The organism is Nocardia concava NBRC 100430, assembly GCF_000308815.1.
GTDB lineage: Bacteria > Actinomycetota > Actinomycetes > Mycobacteriales > Mycobacteriaceae > Nocardia > Nocardia concava.
The window spans coordinates 26,809-51,740 of the sequence record NZ_BAFX01000135.1; the positions used below are offsets into that span (position 1 = coordinate 26,809).

A 24,932-nucleotide genomic window follows, 5' to 3' on the forward strand; every position below is an offset into this window, starting at 1 on the left:
TGCATGTGGACACTAGGCGTTTACACAATAAAAAGGAACTTTTTCCCGAAAAAAAGTTGGACGAGCGTCTAGTTGGGAGCAGAGCTCACGCGAAGATCGCGATGAATGTGGGTACGACCACATGGCGAGGCGGCGGTGTGACAGACCGCACTTTCGGATGTGGAGACTATGAGTCGAAACGTTGCAACTGCGTTGCATCGGCGCCCATGCGCCGATCGAGCACGCGAATCTTGGCTTCGATCTGCGCGTACAGCGGAGACTCCCGATCAACGGTGGCGCGGTAGGCCGCCCACGCGGCCGCATCGTCACGCCCCTCGGCGCCGGCGGTCCACCGGCTCAGCACCGAAGTGTCGCCCGACCGTAAGACGGCGGTGCGCAGCCGAACTCGCAATTCATCGCGAATGTCTATAACTCCCGGCGCGGTCGAACGCGGCAGGACCGGACCCGCGTACAAACGCACGGCGGTATCCACATCACCGGAATCCAGTGCGGCGCGCAGCGCCTCCACATCGGTGGCGATCGGAACGCGCAAACGGTAGGGGCGCGAACCGAACACATTCGAGCCGACCACCGACCGCAGCCGCGACATGGCCGCGCGAATGGTGGCGTTGTCCAGATCGGCGTCGTCGAGCAGCAGCGCCAGGTGATCGGCCGACAGGCCCTCGGTGTGCTCGGCCAGCAGCAGCAGGATCTCGGCATGCCGCTGCGACAAGGGAACTCGCTCCCCCGCCACGGTCAGCTGCGGCTGCCCCAGCCCGAGCACCTCCAGCCCGAGCCGCTCCGGCTCCGGGGCATCGGCGTGCGCGCGCCGGTCCTGACCCGAACGCACCGCGGCCAGCAGCAGATCCATCTCCGCGGCCGTGGCCGCCGCCTTCACCAGCGCCAGGATCTCCGGGCGTGCCACCCGCACCCCGCCCGCGATCATCAGCACACCCACCAGGCGGCCGTCCGGATCGTGCACCGGCGCAGCGGCTCCCGTGATCTGGTGCATGCGGTGCAGGAAGTGCTCGGGCCCGTGGATCCAGGCCGCGCGGCCGGTGCGTACCACCAGGCCGACGGCATTGGTGCCGACCCGGCGCTCGCTCAGATCATTGCCCTCGCGCAGGCCCGCCTCCGCGGCGGCCTGCACCCGATCGGCATTGCCGTGCACCGAGAGCACGCGGCCGAACTGGTCGGCCACCACCACGATCAGGCCGGTGCTGGTCGCATCGCGCAGTAATAGCTTGTCCACCAACGGCATGACCGCGGCAATGGCGTGGGCGTCGCGATAGCGCGCCAAATCCGCCCCGCGCAGGCCCCGACCGTCACCGTCGTCCATGGGATCCACGCCACCGCGCACGCTGCGCAGCCATGATTCCAGGACCATCGGCCGCAGCAAACCGGGTAGCTGCCCCAGCTGATCGCCGCCCACGCTGAGGTATCCATGCGCCTGGGCGGCATACGTTTCGAGCGCCCCGAGTTGACTGCCCGGTTCGACGCCGTGGTGGGGCTGGCCTCCACCTGCGAGATTGCTGACCATTTGCCTTTCTTTCCGCCCCAAAGAGTACCGACACACCTGAGACCTCAAGGCGGAAGCAGGACGTTTGTCCGACAGGTCACACAGCGACACCCTCGACCGGGAATGTGAGCTACGCAGCATTTAGTTAAATGGAACCTGTTCAGTCAGAGGTTCGATCGTGGCACAGTGGGGCCGTGGAGGACATCGACCTGACCGACCTCGATCGATTCGCTGACGGGTTTCCGCACGCGGACTTCGATCGGCTCCGGGAACGGGAACCGGTGTGGTGGCATCCGCCCACCGCGCACACCCCGGACGGCGAGGGATTCTGGGTGGTCAGCCGATACGCGGACATCGTTGCCGTGGCGGGAGATTCGCGGACCTACTCCTCCGAGACCGGCGGTGAACGCGCGGGCGGCGGGACGCTGATCGAGGATCTGCCCGCGGACTGGGCGGTCGGGGTGCTGCTCAATATGATGGACGATCCGCGGCACGCCGGAGTGCGGCGACTGCTCATGCCCAGCGTCGCGCCGCGCACCCTGAAGCTCATCGAGCACGATCTGCGGCAGCGCGCCGCGACCATCGTGGACGCGGCAGTGGCCAAGGGCGACTGCGACTTTCTGCTCGACCTCGCCGCCGAACTGCCGTTGCAGGCGGTCGCGCAATTGCTCGGGGTGCCGCAGGAGGATCGGCATCAGCTGTTCGCGTGGGCGAATGTGAAGCTGGACTACGACGATCGGGAACTGGGCGAGGACACCGAACGCACCCGGCGCGCGACCGCCGAGACCCGGGCCTACGGCGCACGGCTGCTCGCGGCCAAGACCGCCGATCCGGCCGAGGACCTGATGTCGCTGGCCGCGCACGCCACCCTCGACGGGAAACCGCTCAGCGATATGGAAAAGGCCATGCTGTTCAGCCTTTTGATGACGGCGGGCAGCGAGACCACGCGCAATTCCATCGCCGTCGGGATGCTGGCGTTCATCGAGCGGCCGGAACTGTGGCGGTCGTTGCGCGCCGATCGCTCCCAATTGGACGGCGCCGTCGAGGAAATGCTGCGCTGGGCCTCCTCCACCTCCTACAACCGGCGCACCGCCACCCGTGACACGGTGCTGGGCGAGCGGCGAATTCGCGCCGGGGACAAGGTGACCCTGTGGTGGACCTCCGCCAACCGGGACGCGAGCGTATTCGACGAACCGCACCGCTTCGATATCGGACGGCGGCCCAATCCGCATCTGGCGTTCGGGCGCGGCGGGCATTTCTGCCTCGGTTCCAATCTGGCGCGGATGGAGATGCGGGTCATCTTCGACGCGCTGCTCGATCGGGTCGCGAGCGCCGAGCTCACCGGGCCTGTGGAGTACACCCGCAGCAACAAGCACACCGGCGTGCGGCACATGCCGGTCCGCCTGATCGCCGACTAGGTAGGCGGCAGCGTGGGTTTCAGCGCCGCGGCGCTGCGGATGCGGGCCGCGCCCCACCACAGACCCGCGCCGTAGGCCACATCGTCCACGCGTTTGCACAGCACATAGCGGACCGGATCCAGGCTGCCCGGCTCCCGGTGGGTGAACCAGTCGGCCAGGCCCTCGGCCATGGCCAGGGTGATCGCGATATGCCGGACCCGGCGCGAGCACACCATGCCCAGCAGGGTGACCGGCCAATAGTGCCGGCACATGGCCGAGGCCAATCGCCAGACGCCGCCGGTGAATCCGCGCGTCATATAGATGGCGGCCACCCGCGTCGGATTGTCGAGCCCGGCGAAGACCCGGCGTAATCGGATCAGCGTGGCGGCCATGGTCAGCAGACCGCCGAACACGCCCCAGCCGGACAGCGTGCTCAGCAGCGCGGCCGACACCGCGGTCCAGATCGGTAGTGACAGCGGCGAGGCCAGGCCCGGATGCCGCTGGGCCAGCGGGGCCACGCCGGTACCGTGGGTGACCTTGTGGGCGAACCACTTTCGCAGCGAGACCGGATTGCTGTGCGCCACCCGGGCGGCCGGTTCGTAGCGCAGCCGCCAGCCCGCGCGGTCCAGCCGCCAGCACAGGTCGACATCGCCGCCCGCGGCCATGGACTCGTCGAAACCGCCCTCGGCCAGCAGGGCCAGGCGGCGCACCAGCACCGCCGAACTCGGCACGTAGGGCACCGGGCCGTGCGCGTGCACCGCCGACTCGCGGCGGCCGCGGTGCACCGAACCGCGGGTGTGCTCGTAGCGGGCCAGCAGCGTCGAATCCGGATCCATGGCCAGGATGCGCGGGGCCACCAACGCCACCTTGGGATCGCTGAAATGGCCGAGCATGACCTCCAGCCAGCCGGTGCGGGGCACCACGTCCGGGTCCAGGAAGGCCACGAATTCGGTTGACGCGGCCCGCAATCCGTAATTGCGGGCGGCGGCCACACCGTGCCGGCGATCCCGGCGCAGCACGGTGATCCGGCAGCGGTTGCCGCGCGACTCCGGAATCCGCACCGGTGCGTCCGATCCGTCGTCCACCACGATCACGGTGTGCCCGCGCAGCGCCGACAGCAGCCGCGGCAGCTCGGGAGCGTTGTTGTGCACCGGCACGATCACGGTCACGTCCTCCAGCGACGGCAGCAGCCGCGGGCGCGGATTGGCCACGCCGGAATCCAGAAGACGTCTGGCAACCCGAGCCGACGCGGGGTCGGTCACCTCGAGGTAGCCGTCACCGATCAAGGCCGCAGCTTCCGGCGCGAGCCGTAGCAACCTCGTCGGCGTGCCGCCGACCAGGAGCCGTCCACCGGAATAAGTGCGCACCTTGGGATCGATTCGCACCCCGAAACCATCGGGAAGGCGATCATGGCGCATTCCCGAATGCTAAGTCAGCACACCAGTAGCAATGATGATTGCCACGCTGGCAGTGCGGAATTTGCCCGCTACTTCTCATCGCACGGGTTCGCGTCGGACCGTAGCTCGACTGCCGAAGTCGGTGGCGCTCTACACTGCGTGAGGAAAATTGGCGGTTGAACAGGTCGGGGACGGCATCGCGTCCTCATAGTGGTCGAGGCGGTATGGGAGTCGGGCGCATGCAGACAAGTGGGGGCGGCAACACCCTCTCGGAATCCGAGATCGTCGAGGCCGCCCTGCGGGTGGTCCGGCAGGACGGCGTGGAGAAGCTGTCCATGCGCCGGCTCTCCCGCGAACTCGGAGTTTCTCCGATGGCCCCCTATTACTACGTCGCCGACAAGCGCGAGCTACTCGATCTGGTCGCCACCGCCGCGCTCACCGGAGTGCGCAAGCCCCCACCCGAATTCGGTTCGTGGCAAATGCGGTTGCGCGATCTGATCGACCAGATCGACGAGAAATTGCGCAAACATCCCGGTCTCGGCGATGTTCTGATCGAGCAGATGCTGGGCAAACAGCTCGATCTCATCGCCGCCGTGATGGAAATCCTCTTCGACGCCGGATTCGACGAGCGCAATGTGCTCTCCGCCTACGCCACCATCCACACCTACCTGTTCGGCCGCTCGAAGGTGAACCCGCGCGACCGTAATGCACTGGTGGATCGGGTACTCCCGGAAGCAGTGGAGCGCGCCACCAAGCATCTGGCCGATCTGCGCGGCAGGTACTCCTACGACTTCTCGATGGACGTGCTGATCGCGGGCCTGGAGGCTCAGCTTGTCCGCCAACGGGACAGCATCGTATAGTGAAACTAGAACACGTTCTAGTTTCGGTTCGAGAGGACACTATGACCACCGTCGACGTACCGCACAGCTCGCGATCGGCCGTGCTGCGGGTCTCCGCGGTCATCAACGAGACGGCCGACTCCTGCTCGCTGGTATTCGACGTGCCCGAGGACCTGCGTGAGCGCTTCGCCTACTCGCCCGGCCAGTTCCTGACCCTGCGCATCCCCAGCGACCTCACCGGGTCCGTCGCCCGCTGCTACTCGCTGGCCAGCTCGCCCCACACCGACGACAAGCCGAAGGTGACCGTCAAGCGCACCGCCGACGGCTACGCCTCGAACTGGGTGTGCGACAACGTGAAAGCGGGCGACACCCTCGAGGTGCTGCCGCCCTCGGGCGTCTTCACGCCCAAGAACCTCGACGAGGACCTGCTGCTGTTCGCGGCCGGCAGCGGCGTCACCCCGGTGATGTCCATCCTCAAGTCGGCGCTCTCGCGCGGCAACGGGCGCATCGTCGTGGTCTACGCCAACCGCGACCACGAGTCGGTCATCTTCGCGGGCGAACTGCGCGAACTCGCCGACAAGCACCCGCAGCGGCTGGTCGTCATCCACTGGCTCGAGCACCTGCAGGGGCTGCCCACCGCCGACGCGCTGGCCACCCTGGTCGCGCCGTACGCCGGGTACGAGGCGTTCATGTGCGGGCCCAAGCCGTTCATGGACCGCGTCCACGACGCGCTCGGCCAGATCGGCATGCCGCGCAACCGGACTCACGCGGAGGTGTTCAATTCGCTGTCCGGCGATCCGTTCGCCGAGGTCGCGCCGACCGAGATCACCGAGGAGGAGGCCGCCGACGCCGCCAGCGTCGAGGTCGAATTGGACGGCGAGACGCACGAATTGACGTGGCCGCGCAGTCAGACGCTGGTCGACATCATGCTCTCGAAGGGCATCGACGTGCCGTATTCCTGCCTCGAGGGCGAATGCGGATCGTGCGCGTGCACCGTGCTCGAGGGTGAGGTCGAAATGGAGAACGCGGAAATTCTCGATCCCGAGGACATCGCCAACGGCTACATCCTGGGCTGCCAGGCGCGGCCGGTGACCGATCACCTGAAGATCCAGTTCTGAGATAACCAACTCTCGGGACTCTCAGGGGCTTCGCCCCCGAACCCCCCAACGAATTCGGCCGCCGCGTGAATCACGCGGCGGCCGAAATTCTTTGCGGCCCTTCGGCTAGTAAGCCCCGAAGACGTTGTCGATCGAACCGTAGCGGTGAGCCGCGTAGTTGCAGGCCGCCGCGATATTCGCGACCGGGTCGTAGATATCCCACGACGTACCGTCGACGTGGTACGCCTGGAAGGTCGGGTCGATCACCTGGAGCAGGCCCTTGGACGGAATGCCGGCGGCGGCATTCGAGTCGTAGAGGTTGATGGCCTGCGGGTTGCCGCCGGACTCGCGCTGGATATTGCGGAAGATGCCGTCGTAGCTGCCCGGAATGCCGTGCTGGTTCATCACGTACAGCGCGTTCTTGATCCAGCCGTCGAGGTCGTTCGCGAAGGTCGGGGGCAGCAGCTGGTTGAAGGGCGCGGGCAGGGTCTCGACCCACTGGCGGATCTGGTCCTGCTGCGGCGCGGGCAGACCGTCATTGATCTGGACGGCCTGCTGCTGAACCTGCTGGGCGGTGGCCTGGAACTCCGGCGGGACGCCATTGATGACGTCGGCGGAGGCGGTGCCGGAGGCGGCGACCACGGCGGTGGCGGCCAGCGCGAGAGCGACGGCGGCCTTGGGCTGGGAGATCAGTTTTTTCAAAGGCATGGCGACACGGCGCAGCGCTGACCACGACGGGTTCCCGGGAGAACCCGTCGACGCACTGCATGGATTGATGTGCAATGTGGGAGAACGGGACTCGGAAATTTCCGAGCAATCACCGTTCGATCGCGCTCTCGCCCAAGGTTGGCGGTCTCCGCGCGAGGGGTACCAGCTCGTTTCGAGCTGGTATCGGCCGTCGCCGACTGATCACAGAATGATTGCGCTAGGTTAACGTAAACTGAACACAGGGTGAACAGTCAGTGTTTGTAGGCCGAGCGGTATGTCACAGCAATCCGGCAGCGTCGATTTCACCGCTGTGCGCGGTAATGAATCCGCTGCTCAGGGGTCAGATGTTCGGTCGCGTAACTCAGTGCCGTGCGGCCCATATCCGCGGCGTGCGCGTCCAGAAATCCGGTGAGAATCGCGGCATCCACCCGTTTGCCGATCTCCCGCAGCATCCAGCCGAGCGCCTTCTGAATCAGATCCCGGCGATCGGAGAGGAGTCGCTCACACAGATCGAGAGTCGTCGAGGTATCGCCCTGCTTGATGAAGGCGAAGGTGGTGAGCAGCGCCACCCGCCGCTCCCACAGTGAATCCGCCGCCGCGAATTCGAAGAGCAGATCGCGCGGGCGCTCGGCGAACCACGGCCCCAGAATGAACTCGGCCGAAGCATCGACCAGATCCCAGTTGTTCACCCGCCCGCGCCGCACGGCGGCCAGATACAGCTCGACGATTTCGCGCTGCCGCGCCTCGTCTCCCCCGCGTTTGCGCGACGCCTTCGCCATCTCCCCATTCAGAATCACCAGCCCGGCCAGCCGGTGTTCGTGCACCGGAGAATCCAGCAGCTTGTCGATCTCCGAAAGCGGCATGCCCGCAAAACGTTTCACGGCCTTCCGGGTCTGCGGAACCCGGACGCCGAGAAAAACATCACCCTCCCCGTACTCCCCGGGCCCCGTCTTGAAAAACCGCTGCAGATGCACGGCATCGGCAGGATCGGCGAGCGCCGCCAATTCCGCCTGTACCGCCGCCGCGGTCAGGTCATTCGCTGCTATGCCGGTCCCGCTCATCGCGCCTCCCGCATCGGTGGGCTCTCGACCGAATACTAAGGCGACGACTGATCTCGTAACGGTCGGGGTAACTCCCCGGGTACGTCCAAAATCGTTTCGGCACCCCACCGCGGTCCGGATGCGAAACTGGCTACGCTCCTGAGCCCGCCGCTAAAGGCGCGGAGGGGCGGGGGAGCTTTCAGCCGCGGCCTGTAACAGCACCTCGCCGAATTTCCGCATGTGGTCGGAGCCGCCGTACCAGGCCGCGACGATATCGACGGCTGCCGCGCGAGTGCGGCGTGCGGCCTGGGCAAATTCGGCGACGGTGATCTCGCCGCTTTCGGCTGCTTTCGCAGCCTCGTCCAGATCGTGGCTGGCCGTCAGCAGTCGCATGATGTGGTGCAGTTCGATGGTGGCGTCGCTGGTGCGGAACTCGGCCGACTTCGATTCGCGAGGTGTCGGCTCCGACTCGACAGGAGCCGATTCCTGCTGCGCGACAACCGGTTCCGGCTCCGGGGCCGCGCGGCGGCGGGACGGGGCCTTGGGTGCGGGGGCGGGCACCGGCTCGCTCGGCACGTCCTGGACGCTCTCGCGCAGCGAGGCGGCGACGGCCTCCATGCTCTCCAGCCGGACCGGGTGCTCGGGCCGGACGGCGGGTTCGGGGTCCGGGGCGTAGCGGCGGGAGACGACGGGCTCGTCGATGACCGGGCTCGCGCCGAAGACGTCTTCCTGCGCGGTGGTGCGGGTGGCGAACGGCGAGCCGTTGGTGGCCGGGTGCGCCGCGAAGGGCTCCCCGTTCGTGGCGGGCGCGGCGTACGCGTCGAGGTCGGTGGTGATGCGGGCCGCGAACGGCTCATCGGCGGCCAGGCGCGCGGCCACCGCCTCCGGATCCGCGGTGCGCTGCGGCAGATCCGGGGCCAGCCGGCGCGGCAGCGCATCGGATTCCGGTGCGCTGCGCAGGGTTACGGGCGCGGAGGACCACTGCACCGCCTGCACGTCCTGGCCATTGCGGCCCAGGCCACCGTGGCTGCCGGTGTCGATGCCGGTGAGCACCGGGTTCGGCGAGGTGCCCGGCGACGCGGTATCCGGGTGGGTGAGGCGGTAGCCCGGCTGGCGCGCGGGGCGCGAATCTCCCGGACCGGCAGTGAAATCGGCATCCATGGCCGCCATTCTTACCGGGCCGCGCTACCGGAGGCGAGTCGGGCCACGATTCCTGGCACGCCAGCGCACATCGTGAAACACGGCAGCGCACACCGTGAAAGCGATACACGATCAAGGGTATCGGGGCATTGACGCGACACGGATCTCAGCAGTTGGACGGCGCGGGTTCCCCGCGCAGGCGCGCATCGATCCAGGCGAAGGCGTCCGGCAGGCCCAGCACCGCCGCGGACAGATGCTCCGGCGACGGATTCATATCCATGTCCAGGCGCACCCCGGCCGCGCAATAGCGGCGATCGGTATTCACGATGGCGTCCACCGGAATCAGCGGATCGCTCGGCGAATGCCATTCGAAGACCGGGATATTCGGCACCCCGTCGTACAGCTCGAGGCTGTTCTCCTCCAGCACCGCCATCACGGTCGGATCGTCGATCATCGAAGTGCTGGCGGCGAATTCACGGGCGCTGTGACCCGCGCCGATCGCCATGATCTCGTTGGTGCAGCCATTGGCCATGGCATTGCGGGCGGCCAGGCCCGCCGGGTTCATCTGGGTGCTGATCGGCAGCCGATCCGGATACTCGCGCTCCAGCCCGATCGCCGCCGCCATGGCCAGCCCGAACGCCGGATGCGGCTGCAGGCCCAGGGAGTTCACCATCTTCACCAGATTCATCGGCACCCCGCCGGTGGCCGCGCCCGCGAGCTTCAGCTCCGGCGCGTAGCGGGGCGCGAGCGCCGCGGCCCACGCGGTCGCCATGCCGCCGCCGGAGTATCCGGCCATGGCCACCTCGCTGTTGCCCAAACCCAATTCGGGCAGCCGCTGGGCCGCGCGAATACCGTCCAGCGTGATCTGCCCGCCCAATTTGGCCGCGCCATAAGCCGAATTCGGGCCGAGATGATCCGGCAGCGCCACCGACCAGCCGCGCCGCAGCGCGCCGTTCAGCGCGACGGCTTCCTTCACATACAGATTCGGATCGCTGGTGTACAGCACCCGCGACACCGCGCAGTCGGCGCCGAGGCCGTTGATGATGTGCTGATAGGACAGCAGGGGTCCGTCGGTCCGATGCTCACGCGGGGTGAGCACGGTGGTGACGGCGGCGATCGGGCCGCCCTCCGAATTGGTGGACCGGAACTTCACCAGGGTGACGGTGGTGTCCGGGAAGATCGGCAGCGGCGGCATGGACCGCACCGCCAGCACGTCACCCGGATTGCGCTCGGCGAGATCGGCCGGTTGCGCGTAGAACGGATCCGGATCGGGCGCGGGATAGATCGGATCCGCCTGTGCCACAGGCGTCATTCCGGCCAGGGCCAGACCCGTCGTCAGGATTCCGAGCGCACGCAGCAACCACTTGGCCTTCACCAGGTTCCTCCACGATCTTCGCAGTGAAAATCACACGCTTAACCCATGACGAGTGTCGTCCGGGAGTCGTGAAGAAGATATAGCGACACGCCAGCAAACATTTTCGGCCGGCGAAATATGGCCGGGCTCAGCCCATCTGGGTCATGCCCGCCGCGACCACCTGGGCCACGTTCATGATCTCGTCGGCCGTCGGCAGCGGCACCCCGTCCAGGGCATGCAACCGATCGGTGCTCGCGATGGCCAGCATGGCCGACACCCACGCCGCCGCGCAGGCCCGCAGCGTCCCCGGCTGCACCGGGGTGGGCGTGCTCGCCGCCAGCACCCACGCGGTCGCGTCGAGCAGCTGATCACGCATGCGGCGCAATTGTTTCCGCACATCCGGATGGGTGTCGGCCTCGCGCCACATGATCACCCGCAGCACCGAGGAGTGGTTGTCGCGCAGATTCAGCGCGGCGTCCATATTGACCAGGCTCTTGGCCGGATCGCCGGGGACCACCACGGATTCGATGTCATCGAGCGGCTGCGGCGGAACCCGCTCCTCCATCAGGGCCGAGAGAATCGCGCCCTTGGTCGGGAAGTAATAGAAGACCAGGCCCTTCGGCACCCCGGCCGCATCGGCGATCGAGGCCGTGGGGGTCGCGTCGAATCCATTTGCCGCGAAGAGCCTTTCGGCAGCATCGAGGATGAGCTGGCGAGCATCCCCGTCGGTCTTCTTGCTGCGACGACGCCGTGGTGTGGGCACTGCTCGACTTCCTCCTCACGCTCACGAGCGGAGGCTTCCGCCACCGGTCGGGCGGACGTAGACGACAAGCATAACGCGCGGATACGCCGACCTCGGGACTCTCCCGCGGTCACGGGGGTCCCGAGGCCGGCGTGCCCGGTACCGGTCAGTGCGCCGCGGCGCCGAAACGACCCGCAACCTCGGGCATCTCGGCCAATGCGACCACCACCGTCAACGCACCCACGATCCACGCAACCCACGAGGCGTTGCTGTAGGAGTGGAAGTTCATCACCCACGGGGAGATGAACATCAGGACGCCCAGCACGCCGAGCGCGCGGCCGGTCCAGGAGCTGGCCCGGTCGGTGAGCTGGGACAGGCCCGCGAGTGCGATCAGCACGCCGAGCACCACGAGGGACCACAGTGCGCGGTTGCTGTGCGCCACCCAGATCGGGGACAGCGCGGCGACTGCGCCGAGCACGACGGTTACGGCCTGCTCGGCGCGACTCACGGTGAACATGGAATGCCTCCTTTGAAAGGCGAGGGAATATGTTCTGCTTTCGTTGTATTCCTGATTGACCGCCCGATCAATCAATGCTCGGATACGCTTCGGCCGCAGTTCGGGTGTGACGCGCGACACATCGATGCGCGTGCTCGGGAACCGATATGGTTACCGCATGTCGGACTCGGTAGAACACGTTCTAATAGTGGGTGCGGGGCTGGCGGGACTCCGCACCGCCGAAGAGCTGCGACGTGCGGGTTACCCGGGCGAGATCACCCTGCTCGGCGATGAGAACCGAGCGCCCTACGACCGGCCGCCGCTGTCCAAGCAGTACATGCGCGGCGAGACCGACGACACCGCCCTGCGGCCCGCCGAGTTCTACGCGGAGGAGCGGATTCAGTTACGGCTGGGCGCCACCGCCACCGGGGTCGACACCACCGCGCGGCGGGTCCGGCTGTCCGATGGCAGCGAGCTGGGCTACGACGCCCTGGTGATCGCCACGGGTTTGCGGCCGCGTCGCATTCCGGGACTGCCCGAGGTTTCCGGGGTGCACGTGCTGCGCTCGCACGAGGACGCCGCCGGGCTGCGCGACCATTTGGCGGGCGCGCGCAAGGCCGTCATCGTCGGCGCGGGATTCATCGGCTGCGAACTCGCGGCGAGCTTCCGGGCGCGCGGTCTCGACGTGACCATCGTCGAACCACAGCCCACTCCCCTGTTCGCCGCGCTCGGCGCGGAGGTGGGCGCGCTGGTGACCCGGCTGCACGAATCCGAGGGCGTCGAGGTGCGCTGCGGAGTCGGCATGGAATCGCTTGTCACCGAGGGCGACTCGGTCAGCGGCGTGCGCCTGGCGGACGGCGGCGTCATCGACGCCGACCTGGTGGTCATCGGTATCGGCTCGGTGCCGGTCACCGACTGGCTGGCCGACTCCGGCATTCCGCTCGCCGCGCCCGGCGAGGGCGGCGGCGTGCTCGCCGACGAGACCGGCCGCACCTCGGTTCCCGGCGTCTGGGCGGTCGGCGATGTGGCCGCCTGGCCGCATGCCAGCGGCCGTCTCAAGCGTGTGGAGCACTGGACCAATGCGGGCGAGCAGGCGCAGGCGCTGGCCGCGGCGCTGCTCGGTACCGAGGCGAGTGCCGACGTCCAGGTGCCGTACGTCTGGAGCGACCAGTACGACATGAAGATTCAGGTGCTGGGGATCCCCGCGCTGGCCGACGAGATCCGCGTCGTGGAGGACAAGGGGCGCAAGTTCCTCGCCCATTACCTGCGCGCGGGCCAGCTGGTCGCCGTGGTGGGCGCGAGCATGGTCGGCAAGGTCATGAAGGCCCGGGCGGAACTCGCCGCGAACCTGAGGCCCACCGCCGTCGGCTGAGCGGTATCGACCCCGCGGTTCGCGGTATCGCCGGGGTCTTCATTACCGTGCTAGGTGTGATCGTCGCGCTCATCGACTCCGGACTGGGGCTGCTGCCCACGGCCGCCTGGTTGCGGAAGCTGCGGCCCGATCTCGACCTGCTGCTGCTCAATGATCCCGACGGCGCGCCGTGGGGGCCGAAACCGGAGCAGTGGGTCATCGACCGGGTACTGGACACCGCGCGCCTCGCCCTGCGCGAGGGCGCGGAAGTCATTGTGCTGCCGTGCAATACGGCCAGCGTCACCGCCCTCGAACACGTCCGCGCCATGGTCGGCCCCGGCGTGCCCGTGATCGGCACCGTGCCCGCGATCAAGCCCGCGGCCGCCGCTTGCCGGAAGGTCGCTGTCTGGGCGACCGCGGCCACCACCGCCAGCGCCTACCAGGCCGACCTGATCGCCCGCTTCGGCGGCGACGCGGATATCACCGGGGTCGCCTGCCACGGCCTGGCCGATGCCATCGACCGCGGGGATCTGCCCGTCATCGCCGAGGCCATTGCCGACGCGGCCGCGCGCACCCCCGCCGACACCGAGGGCATCGTGCTGGGCTGCACCCATTACCCGCTCGTCCTGGACGACATCCTCGCCGCGCTGCCGGCCGGTGTCCGCGTCTTCGACAGCGCGGAAGCCGTTGCGGGCCAGACCCTGCGCCGCCTGGACGCCCTGGGCCGCCCGAGCGCCGGTGGCGGCCGTGTGCGCGTCATGGTCAGTGGCCGATCCGGCGAATTGCCCGCTGCCGCAGCCGCTTTCGAATCCGGCCGGATCCTGGGCGCGACCCCGGCGGACGGCAAGATCACTGCCGCGCAACAGCTCTGACGTTTGATCCCGGCCGAGCCGGGCAGGTCTGCGACATGACCACGAAAGAAGAACGGCCCGTCACTCCGGAGCCCGAGCGGACCCCGGAGCCCGAGCGGACCCCGGAGCCCGAGGTGACCGACGAGCATCGCGCCCAGGCCCATCGCATGGCCGAGAGCTACAAGGACGAGCGCCGGCCGAGCGTCCTGCCCGGCAGCGACGGCATGGTCTCCGGCACCGCCGTCACCGATTGGATCGACGAGAACGGCGAGCCCCGCAAGTCCTGAAGACCCCCGAAAACACAAGCGGCGCCGCTCCTTTCGGAGCGACGCCGCTTGCTAGCGATTCAAGGAATCACCAGGTGATTCAGGAAATCACTTGATGATCTTGGTGACGCGACCGGCACCGACGGTGCGGCCACCCTCACGGATCGCGAAACGCAGGCCCTCGTCCATGGCGACCGGCTGGATCAGCTTGACGCTCATCTCGGTGTTGTCGCCCGGCATGACCATCTCGGTGCCCTCGGGGAGGGTCACGACGCCGGTCACGTCGGTGGTACGGAAGTAGAACTGCGGGCGGTAGTTGTTGAAGAACGGGGTGTGGCGGCCGCCCTCGTCCTTCGACAGGATGTACGCCTGGCCCTCGAACTCGGTGTGCGGGGTGGTGGTGCCCGGCTTCACGACGACCTGGCCACGCTCGACATCTTCGCGCTTGATACCACGGACCAGCAGACCGACGTTGTCGCCCGCCTGGCCGTTGTCGAGGAGCTTGCGGAACATCTCGATGCCCGTGATGGTGGTCTTGGTGACCTTCTCACGGATGCCGACGATCTCGACTTCCTCGTTCACGTTGATGATGCCGCGCTCGATACGACCGGTGACGACGGTGCCACGACCGGTGATCGTGAAGACGTCCTCGATCGGCATCAGGAAGGGCTTGTCGGTCTCACGGACCGGGTCCGGGATCGACTCGTCGACGGCGTTCATCAGGTCGAGAACGGACTGCGCCCACTTCTCGTCACCCTCGAGGGCCTTCAGGCCGGAGACGCGCACGACGGGGGCATCCTCGTCGAACTCCTGCGAAGCCAGCAGCTCGCGGACCTCCATCTCGACGAGCTCGAGGATTTCCTCGTCGTCGACCATGTCGGACTTGTTCAGCGCGACAAGGATGTAAGGAACGCCGACCTGGCGGGCGAGCAGCACGTGCTCACGGGTCTGCGGCATCGGGCCGTCGGTGGCGGCCACGACCAGGATCGCGCCGTCCATCTGGGCGGCACCGGTGATCATGTTCTTGATGTAGTCCGCGTGGCCCGGGGCGTCGACGTGCGCGTAGTGGCGCTTCTCGGTCTGGTACTCGACGTGGGAGATGTTGATCGTGATACCACGAGCCTTCTCCTCCGGCGCCTTGTCGATCTGGTCGAACGCGAAGGCCGCGTTCAGGTCCGGGTACTTGTCAGCCAGCACCTTGGTGATCGCCGCGGTCAGCGTGGTCTTGCCGTGGTCGACGTGACCAATGGTGCCGATGTTGACGTGGGGCTTCGTCCGCTCGAACTTCGCCTTCGCCACTGTTGTCCTCCTGGACTAGTTAGTGCGTGCTTTTTGCAGCAGTGCGGTTTGTATTACTTGGGGTCGATCGACGACCACTCGGGACGGATTCTCGCAAACCCGTCCCGACAGCGAATTACTCGCCGGTCGCCTTGGCGATGATCTCCTTCGACACGTTGGCCGGAACCTCCGCGTACGAATTGAACACCATGGAGAAGTTGGCCCGGCCCTGGGTCTTCGACCGCAGGTCACCGATGTAGCCGAACATCTCCGAGAGCGGAACCAGCGCCTTGACGACACGGGCACCACTGCGTTCCTCCATGGCCTGGATCTGGCCACGGCGGGAGTTCAGGTCGCCGATCACTTCGCCCATGTAATCCTCGGGCGTGGTGACCTCGACCGCCATGAGCGGCTCGAGGATCACCGGACCGGCCTTGCGGGCCGCTTCCTTGAGGGCCATCGCGCCGGCGATCTTGAACGCCATTTCCGAGGAGTCGACCTCGTGGTAGGCGCCGTCGAGCAGCGAAGCCTTCACGTTCACCAGCGGGAAGCCGGCCAGCACGCCGTACTGCATGGCGTCCTGGATGCCCGCGTCGACCGAGGGGATGTACTCACGCGGAACGCGGCCACCGGTGACCTTGTTCTCGAACTCGTAAGTAGCGCCGTCCTCGGCGTCGACCAGCGGCGCGAGAGCGATGATGACACGGGCGAACTGGCCCGAACCACCGGTCTGCTTCTTGTGGGTGTACTCGTACTTGTCCACCGTCTTGGTGAGGGTCTCACGGTAGGCCACCTGCGGCTTACCGATGTTGGCCTCGACCTTGAACTCGCGCTTCATGCGGTCGACGTAGATGTCGAGCTGGAGCTCGCCCATGCCGCCGATGACGGTCTGGCCGGTCTCCTGATCCAGCTTCACGTTGAAGGTGGGGTCCTCCTCCGCGAACTTCTGGATGGCGGTGCCCAGCTTCTCCTGGTCGGCCTTGGTCTTCGGCTCGATGGCCACCTCGATGACCGGATCCGGGAAGGTCATGGACTCCAACACGATCTGGTTCTGCGGATCGCACAGGGTGTCACCCGTGGTGGTGTCCTTCAGACCGATGACCGCGTAGATGTGGCCGGCCACGGCCTCGGGAACCGGGTTCTCCTTGTTGGAGTGCATCTGGAACAGCTTGCCCAGACGCTCCTTCTTGCCCTTGGTCGCGTTGATGACCTGGGCGCCGGAGTCGACCTTGCCGGAGTACACACGGACGTAGGTCAGCTTGCCGAAGAACGGGTGCGTGGCGATCTTGAACGCCAGCGCCGCGAACGGCTCCTCGGAAGACGGCTTCCGGGTGAGGATCTCGTCTTCCTTGCCGGGCACGTGGCCCTGCACGGACTCGACGTTCAGCGGCGACGGCAGGTAGTCCACGACCGCGTCGAGCATGGGCTGCACGCCCTTGTTCTTGAACGCGGAACCGCACAGCACCGGGTAGAGCTCGGAGTTGACGGTCATCTTGCGGATGGCGCCCTTGATCTCCTCGACCGAGAGCTCCTCGCCACCGAAGAACTTCTCCAGCAGCGCCTCATCGGACTCGGCGACGGTCTCGAGCAGTTCCTGGCGGTACACCTCGGCCTGATCCTTGAGATCGGCCGGGATCTCGACGACCTCGTACTGCTCGCCGAGCTTGGTCTCGCCCTTCCAGACCTTGGCGTTCATCTCGACCAGGTCGACGATGCCCTCGAAGGTGTCCTCGGCGCCGATCGGCAGCTGGATGACCAGCGGCTTCGCGCCCAGGCGGTCCTTGATGGTCTGAACGGTGAAGTAGAAGTCAGCGCCCAGCTTGTCCATCTTGTTGACGAAGCAGATTCGCGGCACGTCGTACTTGTCGGCCTGGCGCCACACCTGCTCGGACTGCGGCTCGACGCCTTCCTTACCGTCGAACACCGCGACGGCGCCATCGAGCACGCGCAGCGAACGCTCCACCTCGACGGTGAAGTCGACGTGGCCGGGGGTGTCGATGATGTTGATCTGGTTGTCGTTCCAGTAACAGGTGGTCGCGGCGGACGTGATGGTGATGCCGCGTTCCTGCTCCTGCGCCATCCAGTCCATGGTGGCGGCGCCATCGTGAACTTCACCGATCTTGTACGTGATACCGGTGTAGAACAGGATGCGTTCGGTGGTGGTCGTCTTGCCCGCATCGATGTGGGCCATGATGCCGATGTTGCGGACCTTGTTCAGGTCGGTGAGCACTTCCTGTGCCACGGAAATCTTCCCCGCTCGTAGCTAGTTGGGATTCAACGGGATAGGCCTCGAGTTCTCCGAAGCCCTCGGTGTCAACGTCGGGCGCGACGCATAAGTGCCTCGCTTGTAGCAGCTCGGCGGTCGCGCCCGACATGTGACTCGTCTCCCGGCACTTCCGAACGGAGGGCCGGGCCACAGGTCACCAGCGGTAGTGCGCGAAGGCCCGGTTCGACTCGGCCATCTTGTGGGTGTCCTCACGGCGCTTCACCGAAGCACCGAGACCGTTGCTGGCGTCCAGCAGCTCGTTGGCCAGACGCTCGACCATGGTCTTCTCGCGACGGGCGCGGGAGTAGTTGACCAGCCAGCGCAGCGCGAGGGTGTTGGCGCGGCCCGGACGGACCTCGACCGGCACCTGGTAGGTGGCGCCACCGACACGACGGGGCTTGACCTCGAGGGCGGGCTTGACGTTGTCCAGCGCGCGCTTGAGGGTGACGACCGGATCGGTGCCGGTCTTCTCGCGGGCCTGCTCGAGGGCACCGTAGACGATGCGCTCGGCGGTGGACTTCTTGCCGTCCAGCAGGATCTTGTTGACCAGCTGCGTCACCAGCGGGGAGCCGTAGACCGGGTCGTTGATCAGGGGACGCTTGGGAGCGGGACCCTTACGCGGCATTAGCTCTTCTCCTTCTTGGCGCCGTAGCGGCTGCGGGCCTGCTTGCGGTTCTTCACACCCTGGGTGTCGAGCGAACCGCGGATGATCTTGTAGCGCACACCCGGGAGGTCCTTCACACGACCGCCGCGGACGAGCACCATCGAGTGCTCCTGCAGGTTGTGGCCCTCACCGGGGATGTAAGCCGTGACCTCGACCGCGCTGGTCAGGCGAACACGCGCGACCTTACGCAGCGCGGAGTTCGGCTTCTTCGGGGTCGTGGTGTACACGCGGGTGCACACGCCACGACGCTGCGGGCTCCCCTTGAGGGCCGCAGTCTTGGTCTTGGCGACCTTGTCGCGGCGACCCTTGCGGACCAGCTGGTTGATGGTTGGCATAGACCGGCTTTCCTTTTAGTAACCAGGTGTCTGGAACTTCATGTCTTTGTCATTCGAGCTTTCCGCCCTGTTCCCGTGGCATTTCGTCGCCACGAGGTCGGGCGTGTCGTGCGCAGCTCAGAGGCCTTTTTCAAGGCATGCTGAAACGGTCAGCCGCTCTCGCTGGCCTACGTACTGCACATCAACTTGCCCGCATGCTCCGGGCACAGCGGTCCACGATACCCGCAGGCTCTATCCGGGGCAAAAGTGGGTCCCTCGAGCGGGGCTGGTAGAGGGCTTATCGAGCCAGGTTCAATGTCAGCTCGACCAGCTTGCGCGCCGCATCGCAGGGGTCCCCGTGCTGGGTTCCGGCGCGATAGTTGACCCACCAGCCCACGATGCCGGTGTCCGCCGCGGGTGCGCTCACTCCACACGAGTCCCCATCATTCGGGCGACGCGTTTCCACCGAGCGGCGGCCCTGCACGGTTATGTCGTTGCTCACATATTTGAGGCGGTCGTTGTTCTGCTTCTCATTGTTGAGCGAGCCCTCCTCGTACCAGCTGAGGGTGACCATGCCGCTGCCCGCGGTGCCGCCGGTCAGATTCCACATGCAGACCGCGCCGTTGAAGGACGGGTCGACGTACATGTTGTCGCCGACCGCCTTGGCGATGTCGTCGACGGCGACCACCTGGCATTCGCGCAGCAGCTTGTCGAAATTGGTGTTGATGCGGGTGGTGCCGCCGGTGCCGGTGGTCCCGCCCGCGGGGAGCGCGGTGCCGGGCACGGTCTTGCCGCAGCCGGCGAGGGTGGCGGTCAGGGCGAGCGCGGCGAGCGAGACGGCCGCGGTCCTGGATCGCATCACAGTGCCCCTCATCCGAGCCGCTGCACGGTCAGTTCGGCCATCTTGCGGGTGCGGTCACACGGGTTGCCCAGATTGCCGCTGCTGAAGACGCCGTAGGAGATGGACCATTCGAAGAAGTCGTCGTCGAGTTGCACGGCGAGATCGCAGACGGCGTTGCTCGGGTCCAGGGCCTGGAAGCCCTTCTTGCCGCCGACCTCGATGGTGTCGGGGGTGCGGCCGACGCTGGCGACCCACGCCTTCTCGCGGTCGATCGGGCTGCCGCGGTAGGAGGCGAAGGTGACGCTGGAGGAGCTGATGCCGCCGGCCTGCCAGTTGCAGCCGACGGAGTTCTTGAAGACGGTGGTGAGGGTGCCGAGCCCACCCAGGTCGCGCACCTCGTCGTCGGTGAGGTGGCCGCATTCGCCGACGAACGGGCCGAGGGTCGCCACCTTCTGCGGTGGTTTGAACCCCGGCTCGTCGCTCGAATCCTTCTTCCCCCCACAGGCCGACAGCAGCAGCGCGAGGCTCAACCCCGCCACGATCGCCGACGCCATTCGCATGGCGTGAACTCTACTGGTTTTGCCGGATCAGGCTCGGCGGGCGGGTTTGCGGCCGTGTTGCTTTGCTGTTCACAGGTTTCCACGCGCCTCCTGTTCGCGTTCGATCGCCTGGAACAGGGCCTTGAAGTTGCCCTTGCCGAAGCCGAGGCTGCCGTGGCGTTCGATGAGTTCGAAGAAGACGGTGGGCCGGTCGGTGATGGGCTTGCAGAAGATCTGCAGCAGATAGCCGTCCTCGTCGCGGTCGACCAGGATGCCGCGGCGCTGCAGTTCGTTCACGGGGACGCGGACGTGGCCGATGCGGGCGCGCAGTTCCGGGTCCTCGTAGTAACTGTCGGGGGTGTCGAGGAATTCGATGCCCTCGCGGCGCAGCACATCGACGGCGGTGAGGATGTCGTTGGTGGCCAACGCGATGTGCTGGACGCCGGGGCCCTGATAGAACTCGAGATACTCGTCGATCTGCGAGCGCTTGCGGCTGGGCGCGGGTTCGTTGAGCGGGAACTTGACGCGGTGATTGCCGTTGGCCACGACCTTGCTCATCAGGGCGGAGTACTCGGTGGCGATATCGTCGCCGACGAATTCGGCCATGTTCTCGAATCCCATGACGCGCCGGTAGAACTCGACCCATTCGTCCATCTGCCCGAGTTCCACATTGCCGACCACGTGGTCGATGGCCTGGAAGATGCGCTTGGGCTGCCCGGGGCGCGGGGCGTAGGCGGAGGTGCGCGAGATGTAGCCGGGGAGATAGGGGCCGTAGTAGCGGGAGCGGTCGACGAGGGTGTGCCGGGTCTCGCCGTAGGTGGCGATGGCGGCGGTGCGGACGGTGCCGTATTCGTCTGTCTCGTCGCGGGGTTCGTCCAGCACGGTGGCGCCCTGGGCGCGGGCGCGCTCGATGCAGCGGTCCACGTCGGGGACCTCGAGCGCGATGTCCACCACCCCGTCCCCGTGCCGATCGTGGTGTGCGACAAGCGGACTGGCCGGATCCACCGCACCCTTGACGACGAATCGCGCGCCGCCGCTGCGCAGCACGAACGCCTTGTGGTCACGATTGCCGGTCTCGGGACCCGCGTAGGCCTCCAACCGCATGCCGAAGGCGGACTGCAGATAGTGGGCGGTCTGGGTGGCGTTGCCGACCACCCATACCACCGCGTCCCAGCCCAGCACGGGGAACGGGTCGGCGGCGGCATCGTGGTCCACCAGGCCGACCAGGCGGCGTAACTCGTCGTCGCCGGGCAGGTCGCCGGATCTGGCGGGGAGGTAACCGTCGAGGCCTGGTTTTCCTGCGTCGATGCTCATGTGCCCAGGAAAACCCGGGGGTGGCGACTAGGCAATATCGCCGAATTCCACTGGACACTCTGGTGAATTGCACCACCATCTGCCCGCCGGTGCTGGACAATTTGAATAGCAGCGCACGCACGAGCGGAGCTACCGCTCGAATCAGAGCGGAGGCTTCGCGATGTCTCGCACGCCCGCCCGGCTAGACGAGCTGGATCTGGCCATTCTCACCGCCATGCACGAGTACCAGAAGGCGGGCATCCTCGAACTCTCCCGCCGCACCCGGGTCGCCCGCGCCACCGTGCAGTCGCGCATCGCGCGCATGGAGGAGGCGGGGGTGATCTCCTCCTACGACCCCCAGATCGATGTCACCGCAGCCGGTTTCGACGTCCAGGCCTTCGTGACGCTGGAGATCGCCCAGGGTGCGCTGGAGGCGGTGAGCGCGGACCTGGAGGCGATTCCCGGTGTGCTGGAGGCGTATGCGACGACGGGGTCCGGTGATGTGCTGTGCCGCATCGGCGCGGACTCCCATGCCGGGCTGCAGGCGGTGCTGCTGAGCATCGACAAGACCAGTTCGGTGGTGCGCTCGCACAGCGTGGTGGTGCTGTCCACGGTCATCGGGCACCGCACCCTGCCGCTGCTGCGCACCCTCACCCCCGCCGGGTCCAGCAAGGCCCCGGCGTACCGGGCCGCGCATCCCTGATCAGCGGCGGGCGGTACCGGTCAGCGGCGATCCAGGCGGGTGATGAGCCCGCAGACATGGGCTTCGGCGGCGGCGCGGGCGTCGCCGGGGTGCCCGGATTCCAGGGCGTCGAGGATGCGACGATGCTCGCGCAGGGCGGTGCTGCGGTTGCGGGGGTGCCGCCACAGGTCGCCGCGGTAGAGGTGAGCCTGGGCCTCGAGGCGGGCGAGTTCGGTTGCCAGGGTGGCGTTTCCGGCGCGGTCGCGGATGAAGGTGTGGAACTCGAGGTCGAGTTCGGTGTCGCGGGCCGGGTCGGCGTTGTCGCGCAGGTTTTCTTCCTGGACGCCCAGCAGGGCGGTGAGTTTGCCGAGGTCGGATTCGGTGAGGCGGGTGGCGGCCTGGGCGGCGGCGAGGCCGTCGAGGACCGCGCGCACGGCGAGGACCTCGCGGATGCGGTCGTCGTCGACGACGGCCACCCGCGCGCCCGCGTGCGCGACGGTGACGGCCAGGCCCTCGTAGATGAGCTGTTGCACGGCCTCGCGAACGGGGCTGCGGCTCACGCCCAGTCGCGCGGACAGGGCCAGGACGCTCAGCGGCGCACCGGGTTCCAGCTCGCCGGACAGGACGAGTTGCCGCAGCTGCCGGTGCACGCTCGGGCCGAGCAGCTCGTCCGGTTCGGTCATGAGGGGTCCTTTCCTGTCGCAGTGCAATTTACCGTTGCGGCTGGTAGTTGGCCTGGACGCGCTGGGTGAGGAAGTCGGCGGCGGTGACCGGCGGATAGGCGCCGCGCGGACCGGCGATGACGGCGTCGCGATCGGCCTGGGCGAAGTAGGCGATGCTGTAGCGGTCGCCCTGGTACTCCTCGGGCCCGGGGCTGCGAACGCGATGGAAGTTGGAGGGCAGCAGGTCGTCGCTCCAGCGGGTGAGCATGTCACCGATATTGCAGGTGATGAGGGCCGAGGAGGGGGTGATGGAGGTCCACTGCTGGTCTTCCATCTCCTTGCCGGGGCAGACCTGCAGTCCGCCTTGGCCGTCGCGCTGGAAGAGCAGGGTGAGGCAGTCGAAGTCGGTGTGCGCGCCGGCGCGCCAGCGGCCGGGGACGTCGCGCAGTTCCTCGGGGACGGCGAAGTAGTGGAGCAGTCGCAGGGTGCTCTGATACTCGGGCGAGGCCGGGTCGTGGCCGGCGGTGAAGTGGTCGCGGGGGAAGCCGAGGCGGTCGGCGAAACACGACAGCACACGCATGGCGACGGTCCAGCAACGGTGTTCGAAATCGAGGATGGCCGAGGCGAATCCGGGCAGTTCGGTGTCGCTGGGCCACAGCTCGGCCATGTGCGGGCGGGTGATCTGGTACGACTCCTTCTGATCCGGGACGCCGATGGACGGGCGCACCTGGCTCAGGCTCTCCCAACCCGCGTTGTTCGCCTTGACCAGCGGGTATTGCGCCTTGACGGGTTCGGGGAGCGCGAAAAACGCTGCGGTGCGCGTGAAGACGTCGTCGATCTGCGCCTGCGGGATGCCGTGGCCGGACAGCTGGAAGAAGCCGATCTCGGTGGCGGCGGTCCAGAGCTGGTCGGTGATCTCGGCCCGGCGGGTTTCGAAATCGGTGAGGTCGATGACGCGGATCTCGCGGGTGTCGGTCTCGGAACCGATTCCGCCCATGCGCTGTTCGCGGGCGACTTCGGACAGGTCGTAGGTCATGGGGTTACCTTCTTGTCGATGAATTCGGTGGTGACCAGGTCGTTGGCGGTGAGACCGGCGGGGACGTCCGCGCCGCCGCGGCGCAGGATCGGGGTGAACGCGTCGATGACGCGCTGCACGCGGGCGGTGTCGAAACTGCCGATGACACCGTCGCTTTCGGGGCCGACGAGACCGTTGTCGATGAGCATCCGGGACCCGAAGGCGGCGAGTTCGGCGCTGTAGGGCGTGAATTTGGGGCTCTTGGCGACGACGTCCACGACCACGTCGTTCACCGGCTTCGGGTCGGCGCGGAATTGCGCCGTGGCCCTTTGGATCATGGGGACCAGCCGTTGCAGACAGGGACGCAGTTCGTTCAGCTTGTCGGCCCGCACGGTGACCGTGCGGGCGTAGCCCTCGTAGCCGACGTCGCGCAGCAGCTGATACGCGACCGGCTTGTTCCAGGCCTTCACCTCGTGCTCGTAGACGTAGGGCTCGGAGTTGGCGAAGCCCTGCTGCGCGAAGGAGGGATCGGCGACGAAGCGGGACGGCGAGTTGTCGTAGGACGCGTCGATCTGCTTGGCGTTCAGCAGTCCCCGGTCCACCAGCCAGTCGGGGTAGAGCTGGCCCTTCGAAACGACCACGGGTGCACCGGCTTTGCCGATGTCGGCGATGCCGTGCCAATCCGGATGGGTCTTGGGATCCCACATGAGCATCTGCGGGCTGTAGCGGAGCAGGGTTGTGACGGCCACGACCGGCTGCTTGCCCGCGGCGGCGAGGGCTTGCTCGGAGTGGGTGAGGCCCAACGTGATCGAGGAATCGACGTACATCTGCGAGGGCACGGTCTGGAAGCCGATGGCCGGGCCGCCCGCGCGGATCTCCAGCTTCACGCCGGTGTCCTTGCCGTCCACCACGAGTGGGCCGGTGACCTTGCTGTTGTCGGCGTCGACGCGGTAGCCGGGGCCGAGCAGGCCGAAGATCGGGCCGGAATCGGTCTCGGGTTCCCATTGCAGCTGTACCGCGACGGTGGCGGGGCAGACGCCGGCGAGCTGTTGTTCGGCCGGGGCGGCGGGCAGGGCCACGGCCGGGGTGTCGGAGGGGTCATCGGAACAGGCGGCCGCCGCGGTGACGGTCAGCGCGGCGAAGGCCGCGACGCCGAGCCGCCGGATGGTTTTGGGCATGGCTTCTCCACGAATAGTGCTGGG

Annotated in this window: 25 protein-coding genes; 7 read left to right on the forward strand and 18 right to left on the reverse strand. The window is 67.2% G+C overall.

Translation table 11 applies throughout. The features are described 5' to 3' along the window. Positions 1 to 166: 166 nt before the first annotated feature. Positions 167 to 1,519, reverse strand: a complete 1,353-nt coding sequence (locus tag ON43_RS31535) for a GAF domain-containing protein (RefSeq protein ID WP_040813354.1) — start codon at positions 1,517 to 1,519, stop codon at positions 167 to 169. Between the two features lie 128 nt (positions 1,520 to 1,647). On the opposite strand from ON43_RS31535, the gene ON43_RS31540 reads away from it, so the two are divergent. Beyond that, positions 1,648 to 2,916 (forward strand): cytochrome P450, encoded by a 1,269-nt coding sequence (locus ON43_RS31540; protein ID WP_051179510.1) that lies wholly within the window; start codon positions 1,648 to 1,650, stop codon positions 2,914 to 2,916. On the opposite strand, the gene mftF is transcribed toward ON43_RS31540, so the two are convergent. Continuing rightward, positions 2,913 to 4,313 carry a mycofactocin biosynthesis glycosyltransferase MftF gene (mftF, locus tag ON43_RS31545; RefSeq protein WP_040813358.1) on the reverse strand — a complete coding sequence of 467 codons (1,401 nt, stop codon included), beginning with the start codon at positions 4,311 to 4,313 and terminating at the stop codon, positions 2,913 to 2,915. The two genes, ON43_RS31540 and mftF, sit on opposite strands and share 4 nt — an antisense overlap. 218 nt (positions 4,314 to 4,531) lie before the next feature. Here mftF and mftR2 point away from each other — a divergent pair, with 218 nt between their 5' ends. Beyond that, positions 4,532 to 5,152, forward strand: coding sequence for a mycofactocin system transcriptional regulator MftR2 (mftR2, locus tag ON43_RS31550; protein ID WP_051179511.1), 621 nt, complete (start codon positions 4,532 to 4,534; stop codon positions 5,150 to 5,152). Positions 5,153 to 5,193: 41 nt separating this feature from the next. Then, positions 5,194 to 6,249 carry a ferredoxin--NADP reductase gene (locus ON43_RS31555; RefSeq protein WP_040813360.1) on the forward strand — a complete coding sequence of 352 codons (1,056 nt, stop codon included), beginning with the start codon at positions 5,194 to 5,196 and terminating at the stop codon, positions 6,247 to 6,249. A 105-nt stretch (positions 6,250 to 6,354) separates the two neighbouring features. Here ON43_RS31555 and ON43_RS31560 read toward each other — a convergent pair whose 3' ends face one another. The 6 genes from ON43_RS31560 to ON43_RS31585 form a co-directional block, all read right to left on the reverse strand. Then, positions 6,355 to 6,936 (reverse strand): transglycosylase SLT domain-containing protein, encoded by a 582-nt coding sequence (locus ON43_RS31560; protein WP_040813361.1) that lies wholly within the window; start codon positions 6,934 to 6,936, stop codon positions 6,355 to 6,357. Between the two features lie 302 nt (positions 6,937 to 7,238). Further along, positions 7,239 to 7,997, reverse strand: a complete 759-nt coding sequence (locus tag ON43_RS31565) for a DNA alkylation repair protein (protein ID WP_040813362.1) — start codon at positions 7,995 to 7,997, stop codon at positions 7,239 to 7,241. A 150-nt stretch (positions 7,998 to 8,147) separates the two neighbouring features. Next, positions 8,148 to 9,137 carry a hypothetical protein gene (locus tag ON43_RS31570; RefSeq protein WP_157514256.1) on the reverse strand — a complete coding sequence of 330 codons (990 nt, stop codon included), beginning with the start codon at positions 9,135 to 9,137 and terminating at the stop codon, positions 8,148 to 8,150. A gap of 145 nt (positions 9,138 to 9,282) precedes the next feature. Further along, the gene (locus ON43_RS31575; protein WP_083913870.1) at positions 9,283 to 10,428 is read right to left on the reverse strand and encodes a lipase family protein; all 1,146 of its coding nucleotides are present in this window, start codon (positions 10,426 to 10,428) and stop codon (positions 9,283 to 9,285) included. Between the two features lie 190 nt (positions 10,429 to 10,618). Beyond that, on the reverse strand, positions 10,619 to 11,233 hold the full coding sequence (locus ON43_RS31580; protein ID WP_040813367.1) for a TetR/AcrR family transcriptional regulator: 615 nt from the start codon (positions 11,231 to 11,233) through the stop codon (positions 10,619 to 10,621). A gap of 145 nt (positions 11,234 to 11,378) precedes the next feature. Next, on the reverse strand, positions 11,379 to 11,729 hold the full coding sequence (locus ON43_RS31585) for an SPW repeat protein (protein ID WP_040813369.1): 351 nt from the start codon (positions 11,727 to 11,729) through the stop codon (positions 11,379 to 11,381). 157 nt (positions 11,730 to 11,886) lie between these two features. Here ON43_RS31585 and ON43_RS31590 point away from each other — a divergent pair, with 157 nt between their 5' ends. Genes ON43_RS31590 through ON43_RS31600 form a run of 3 tightly spaced genes read left to right on the forward strand, consistent with a single transcriptional unit; the run spans position 11,887 to position 14,197 of the window. Further along, entirely contained in the window at positions 11,887 to 13,080 is a 1,194-nt protein-coding gene (locus ON43_RS31590) for an NAD(P)/FAD-dependent oxidoreductase (RefSeq protein WP_040813370.1), read from the forward strand. A 56-nt stretch (positions 13,081 to 13,136) separates the two neighbouring features. After that, positions 13,137 to 13,931, forward strand: coding sequence for a glutamate racemase (locus ON43_RS31595; RefSeq protein ID WP_040813372.1), 795 nt, complete (start codon positions 13,137 to 13,139; stop codon positions 13,929 to 13,931). A 35-nt stretch (positions 13,932 to 13,966) separates the two neighbouring features. Further along, positions 13,967 to 14,197 (forward strand): hypothetical protein, encoded by a 231-nt coding sequence (locus tag ON43_RS31600; RefSeq protein WP_040813374.1) that lies wholly within the window; start codon positions 13,967 to 13,969, stop codon positions 14,195 to 14,197. Positions 14,198 to 14,284: 87 nt separating this feature from the next. On the opposite strand, the gene tuf is transcribed toward ON43_RS31600, so the two are convergent. From tuf to hppD, 7 genes are all read right to left on the reverse strand, one after another. Continuing rightward, positions 14,285 to 15,475, reverse strand: coding sequence for an elongation factor Tu (gene tuf / locus ON43_RS31605; RefSeq protein WP_040813375.1), 1,191 nt, complete (start codon positions 15,473 to 15,475; stop codon positions 14,285 to 14,287). A 115-nt stretch (positions 15,476 to 15,590) separates the two neighbouring features. Then, complete coding sequence (fusA, locus tag ON43_RS31610; protein WP_040813376.1) at positions 15,591 to 17,696, reverse strand: elongation factor G; 2,106 nt, start codon at positions 17,694 to 17,696, stop codon at positions 15,591 to 15,593. Between the two features lie 178 nt (positions 17,697 to 17,874). Beyond that, positions 17,875 to 18,345, reverse strand: coding sequence for a 30S ribosomal protein S7 (gene rpsG, locus ON43_RS31615; protein ID WP_040813378.1), 471 nt, complete (start codon positions 18,343 to 18,345; stop codon positions 17,875 to 17,877). Beyond that, a complete protein-coding gene (rpsL, locus tag ON43_RS31620) occupies positions 18,345 to 18,719 on the reverse strand; it encodes a 30S ribosomal protein S12 (RefSeq protein WP_014353064.1) in 375 nt (124 codons plus the stop codon). Before rpsL ends, rpsG begins: the two co-directional genes overlap by 1 nt. 277 nt (positions 18,720 to 18,996) lie before the next feature. Next, entirely contained in the window at positions 18,997 to 19,557 is a 561-nt protein-coding gene (locus tag ON43_RS31625) for a DUF3558 domain-containing protein (RefSeq protein WP_086008071.1), read from the reverse strand. Positions 19,558 to 19,568: 11 nt separating this feature from the next. Then, positions 19,569 to 20,099 (reverse strand): DUF3558 domain-containing protein, encoded by a 531-nt coding sequence (locus ON43_RS31630; protein ID WP_040813382.1) that lies wholly within the window; start codon positions 20,097 to 20,099, stop codon positions 19,569 to 19,571. 69 nt (positions 20,100 to 20,168) lie between these two features. Beyond that, positions 20,169 to 21,392, reverse strand: coding sequence for a 4-hydroxyphenylpyruvate dioxygenase (gene hppD / locus ON43_RS31635; RefSeq protein WP_040813384.1), 1,224 nt, complete (start codon positions 21,390 to 21,392; stop codon positions 20,169 to 20,171). A gap of 160 nt (positions 21,393 to 21,552) precedes the next feature. Here hppD and ON43_RS31640 point away from each other — a divergent pair, with 160 nt between their 5' ends. Then, positions 21,553 to 22,074 (forward strand): Lrp/AsnC family transcriptional regulator, encoded by a 522-nt coding sequence (locus ON43_RS31640; RefSeq protein ID WP_040813385.1) that lies wholly within the window; start codon positions 21,553 to 21,555, stop codon positions 22,072 to 22,074. A gap of 20 nt (positions 22,075 to 22,094) precedes the next feature. On the opposite strand, the gene ON43_RS31645 is transcribed toward ON43_RS31640, so the two are convergent. The 3 genes from ON43_RS31645 to ON43_RS31655 are packed head-to-tail and all read right to left on the reverse strand — an operon-like array spanning position 22,095 to position 24,908. Beyond that, complete coding sequence (locus ON43_RS31645; protein ID WP_040813387.1) at positions 22,095 to 22,736, reverse strand: GntR family transcriptional regulator; 642 nt, start codon at positions 22,734 to 22,736, stop codon at positions 22,095 to 22,097. Between the two features lie 28 nt (positions 22,737 to 22,764). Continuing rightward, positions 22,765 to 23,751 carry an isopenicillin N synthase family dioxygenase gene (locus ON43_RS31650; RefSeq protein WP_040813389.1) on the reverse strand — a complete coding sequence of 329 codons (987 nt, stop codon included), beginning with the start codon at positions 23,749 to 23,751 and terminating at the stop codon, positions 22,765 to 22,767. Beyond that, a complete protein-coding gene (locus tag ON43_RS31655; protein WP_040813391.1) occupies positions 23,748 to 24,908 on the reverse strand; it encodes a hypothetical protein in 1,161 nt (386 codons plus the stop codon). The genes ON43_RS31650 and ON43_RS31655 overlap by 4 nt, the downstream gene beginning before the upstream one ends. Positions 24,909 to 24,932 lie beyond the last annotated feature (24 nt).

Bases quoted from the DNA above. Each gene is read 5' to 3' on its own strand.
- ON43_RS31535 (WP_040813354.1), bottom strand. From the start codon at position 1,519: ATGGTCAGCAATCTCGCAGGTGGAGGCCAGCCCCACCACGGCGTCGAA.
- ON43_RS31540 (WP_051179510.1), top strand. From the start codon at position 1,648: ATGGAACCTGTTCAGTCAGAGGTTCGATCGTGGCACAGTGGGGCCGTG.
- mftF (WP_040813358.1), bottom strand. From the start codon at position 4,313: ATGCGCCATGATCGCCTTCCCGATGGTTTCGGGGTGCGAATCGATCCC.
- mftR2 (WP_051179511.1), top strand. From the start codon at position 4,532: ATGCAGACAAGTGGGGGCGGCAACACCCTCTCGGAATCCGAGATCGTC.
- ON43_RS31555 (WP_040813360.1), top strand. From the start codon at position 5,194: ATGACCACCGTCGACGTACCGCACAGCTCGCGATCGGCCGTGCTGCGG.
- ON43_RS31560 (WP_040813361.1), bottom strand. From the start codon at position 6,936: ATGCCTTTGAAAAAACTGATCTCCCAGCCCAAGGCCGCCGTCGCTCTC.
- ON43_RS31565 (WP_040813362.1), bottom strand. From the start codon at position 7,997: ATGAGCGGGACCGGCATAGCAGCGAATGACCTGACCGCGGCGGCGGTA.
- ON43_RS31570 (WP_157514256.1), bottom strand. From the start codon at position 9,137: ATGGATGCCGATTTCACTGCCGGTCCGGGAGATTCGCGCCCCGCGCGC.
- ON43_RS31575 (WP_083913870.1), bottom strand. From the start codon at position 10,428: ATGACGCCTGTGGCACAGGCGGATCCGATCTATCCCGCGCCCGATCCG.
- ON43_RS31585 (WP_040813369.1), bottom strand. From the start codon at position 11,729: ATGTTCACCGTGAGTCGCGCCGAGCAGGCCGTAACCGTCGTGCTCGGC.
- ON43_RS31590 (WP_040813370.1), top strand. From the start codon at position 11,887: ATGTCGGACTCGGTAGAACACGTTCTAATAGTGGGTGCGGGGCTGGCG.
- ON43_RS31600 (WP_040813374.1), top strand. From the start codon at position 13,967: ATGACCACGAAAGAAGAACGGCCCGTCACTCCGGAGCCCGAGCGGACC.
- rpsG (WP_040813378.1), bottom strand. From the start codon at position 18,345: ATGCCGCGTAAGGGTCCCGCTCCCAAGCGTCCCCTGATCAACGACCCG.
- rpsL (WP_014353064.1), bottom strand. From the start codon at position 18,719: ATGCCAACCATCAACCAGCTGGTCCGCAAGGGTCGCCGCGACAAGGTC.
- ON43_RS31625 (WP_086008071.1), bottom strand. From the start codon at position 19,557: ATGCGATCCAGGACCGCGGCCGTCTCGCTCGCCGCGCTCGCCCTGACC.
- ON43_RS31630 (WP_040813382.1), bottom strand. From the start codon at position 20,099: ATGCGAATGGCGTCGGCGATCGTGGCGGGGTTGAGCCTCGCGCTGCTG.
- hppD (WP_040813384.1), bottom strand. From the start codon at position 21,392: ATGAGCATCGACGCAGGAAAACCAGGCCTCGACGGTTACCTCCCCGCC.
- ON43_RS31640 (WP_040813385.1), top strand. From the start codon at position 21,553: ATGTCTCGCACGCCCGCCCGGCTAGACGAGCTGGATCTGGCCATTCTC.
- ON43_RS31645 (WP_040813387.1), bottom strand. From the start codon at position 22,736: ATGACCGAACCGGACGAGCTGCTCGGCCCGAGCGTGCACCGGCAGCTG.
- ON43_RS31650 (WP_040813389.1), bottom strand. From the start codon at position 23,751: ATGACCTACGACCTGTCCGAAGTCGCCCGCGAACAGCGCATGGGCGGA.
- ON43_RS31655 (WP_040813391.1), bottom strand. From the start codon at position 24,908: ATGCCCAAAACCATCCGGCGGCTCGGCGTCGCGGCCTTCGCCGCGCTG.